4 protein-coding genes are annotated in these 2954 nt (G+C 61.2%); 1 reads left to right on the forward strand and 3 read right to left on the reverse strand.

Annotation, left to right across the window (positions count from 1 at the left end; all coding sequences use genetic code 11):
* The coding region (locus VEK15_16025) for a tetratricopeptide repeat protein (protein HXV62209.1) at positions 1 to 1583 on the forward strand (1583 nt) is incomplete at its 5' end.
* Between the two features lie 21 nt (positions 1584 to 1604).
* Here the strand turns inward: VEK15_16025 and VEK15_16030 are convergent.
* The 3 genes from VEK15_16030 to VEK15_16040 all read right to left on the reverse strand — a co-directional run.
* Entirely contained in the window at positions 1605 to 2204 is a 600-nt protein-coding gene (locus tag VEK15_16030) for a hypothetical protein (GenBank protein ID HXV62210.1), read from the reverse strand.
* 81 nt (positions 2205 to 2285) lie between these two features.
* Positions 2286 to 2519 (reverse strand): DUF2934 domain-containing protein, encoded by a 234-nt coding sequence (locus VEK15_16035; protein HXV62211.1) that lies wholly within the window; start codon positions 2517 to 2519, stop codon positions 2286 to 2288.
* A 298-nt stretch (positions 2520 to 2817) separates the two neighbouring features.
* Positions 2818 to 2954 (reverse strand): CoA-binding protein (locus tag VEK15_16040; protein ID HXV62212.1); only part of this gene is annotated, 137 nt, incomplete at its 5' end.

The following is a 2954-nucleotide window of genomic DNA, read 5'->3' on the forward strand; positions in this document are numbered from 1 at the left end:
CGCCCGTGAGCGACTTTCGAGACGACGTCGAACAAGCCTACAACAAACTCCTGACCATCGACGCCGAGCTGGCCCAAGCCTCTCTCTCCTTTCGCACCGACGAGGGCGATAAAGCGCAGTTCCAGAATCCCGCCTTCGGAACGCTCGAGCTCCTGGACGACATCGCCAACGTTCCCTTTTTCCAGCTCGACACGAGCTACGCCGAAAGACTCGACTTCGAGCGCGGCAACGTCGAGAGTGACTATCTCTTCGCCTACGTTCCGAGCTTCGGCCTCGCCCACATCCTGCCGGGGCCCGGACGTGCCCACTACCTGCACTGGGTCGTCGAGCTCGACGCCGAGAGCGTGGGCTTCGTCCACGACCAAGACCAGGGCATCTACAGCGCGGTGTTCGTCGCCTCGCTAGAGATCGTACCTCTGGACGACGAAAACCGTCTCGTCGTTGATCAGCGGACGGAGTCTTTCGTAACCATCGACCAGGAGCAGAACACGAGTCTGAAGCTTCCATCCGCCCATTCGGGCATGACGCCTTTGATACCGGGCTCGTACCGCGCCAGACTCATCCTGCGCAACCGAGCCTGTCCGAGCCGGCAGGAGACTGATTGCTTCAAGAGCTACACTCTCTTCGAATCGAATCTGAACGTTCCCGAGTGGCAGGATGAGCGCCCCGAGCTCTCCGAGCTGGTTCTCGCATACGGCTCCGAGATCCGGAACGAGCCCCTCTACCGTCCGTTCCGTTTCGGCCAAGTCGAGATCTTTCCCAATCCACGGGGCGTGTACTCCATCGGAGACGATCTCGTCTTTTTGATCGAGCCGCGGAACGCTCCTCCGGGCTCCCGCGTTCAATTCGTGGTCGAAGGAGGAGAGCCAGCTGGAAAGACCTGGGTCGAAAAGACGGTGAGCGTCGCGGCCTGGGCGACGGGGCCCATGGTTCAGACGCTCTCCCTCGCTGGAATCGACGGGGGTCGGTTCGATCTCGTAGCAACACTCGTCGATGCCGACCTGGTGGAGCTCAGCCGCAAACAGGTACCGTTCATCGTTTCCCCTCGCACTTCAATCACGCGTCCCGGCGTTCGCGGCTCGATCGCGCCCCCCAAGCCAGAGGTTCCCGGGGTGGTTGCGACGATTCTCGGTGAGCAATACGCGAGGCTTTCCGACCAGGAAAGCGCGCGGATCCAGCTCGAGCTCGCCATCCGCGAAAACCCTCGGCTCGGCCCGGCTCGTGAGCTTCTAGCGGATTTGCTTCTGGATCTCGACGAGATTGACGGCGTTTTCGCCGTGCTCGAGCCATTGGTTGGCAACGTACCCGACCGGTTCGAAGTCCTGGCGATTCTGGGCGAGGCCCATTTCCGTCGGAAGCAGTACACCGAATCGTCGGAGCTTCTCGAGAAAGCCATCACCCTGAAGCGGCCCGAAGCTCGCCTTTTGAACATGCTGGCCATGGCGCACGACGAGCTAGGAAACCGTGCCAGGGCGCTCGAGATTCTGGAGCGATCTCTTTCTCTCGACCCCGAGCAACCATCGATGCGGGATCTGCTCGAGAAGCTGAAAGCTGGAGGGAGCGGCACTCCCCCTCGTCCGTGACGCTAGCGCCTTGGAGAGGGGCTATCGCTCGCAGTGGTAAACGATGGCGGGCGGCGCATTCCGCCAGATGACACCGCTTCTCGCAACGCGGCGAAACCGCTGCTCCAGCTTCGTGCGGAATCTGCGCCCGGAAGGAAGCGGCAGCCCGTGCATGTAGGCAAAGGTGGCGAACTGCCCGTGGGGAGTCATGACGTCGAACATGGCGTCGAGGATCTGGTTTTGTACGACTTCGGGAAAATTGGCCCAGGGGAGGCTGCTGATGACGCAGTCCACCTGGGTGACGCCGTGGGCCGCCGCGATCTCGACGATGCCAGCGGCCGAGCCGAGATAGACCGGAAGCAAAGGGAACCGCCGTCGGAGCGCATGAGTGTACGGCTCGTTGACTTCGATAACGAAGAAATCCCTGCCGTCGGCCTTGCGAAGTATCTCGGACGTGACCGCCCCCAGCCCCGGGCCATATTCGACGACGACCTCGACCCGAGCCCAGTCGACTCTTTCGACCATCTCCCGTGCCAGGGTCTCGGAGCTGGGGACGATGGCGCCTATCTCGTGGGGTCGGGCTACGAACTGCTTCAGAAAGTTGACCGCTTCTTCCGTCACGGCGTAAGAGGATATGGACACAGAAAGGGTTTGTAAAGAAAAGCTTTCGGGAGAGTTTGGAGAAGGCCACCCCCGCTTAGGTGCGAGGGCGGCCCCTCCCGATTATCGGGTCCCTAGCTCGGCCCGGAGCTCGTGCTCCGCCTGGAACCAATCGGCCGTCGGATCGCTCGGATTGCGGCCCTCACGGAAGATCTTGTACGCCCGCTGACGGATTTGATCGTCGGTCAAGTGCGCGGCAATTGCGCCCCTGGCGATGACGCCCCGCTTGGCTCTCGTACGTCGTGTCGGCTTGGGGGATACATTGGATTCAGGCTTCTTGGTTACTTTTTTGGGCATGGTTGGTTCTACCCGTCCTCCTGATTGAAGGGGCTATGTCTGGAGATAGCCCTCCCGCGTCTCACTCCTTCTTTGAAAGGAAAAACTAATGAATTTTAGCAAAGGCCGCGGCTCGGTCGCAAGGCTTGCGATGAATCGAGCTGGCAGGGTGATGAAAAACTCAGCCCACCCTGCGCGAGCGGTGGCCAAAACGTCTGCCGCGAGATCGGCGCGAAGCGCCGCAAAGACCGAGCCGTGGCGGCACGATCAATTACGGGTCCCGACACGGCATTGAACACTAGAGAGGGCTCGATGGACTCTACTGCAATCCTCCGCGGATCGAGGTGATGCGGTTGGTATTGAAGCCCAGCCAGTGCATGCGCCCGATGTAGCGGGCGTGCTCGACCTTGATACAGCGGTCCATTACCACGGACAACCCGCCGCTCTCGGCGATCT

This window comes from Vicinamibacteria bacterium (genome assembly GCA_035620555.1).
Lineage (GTDB): Bacteria > Acidobacteriota > Vicinamibacteria > Marinacidobacterales > SMYC01 > DASPGQ01.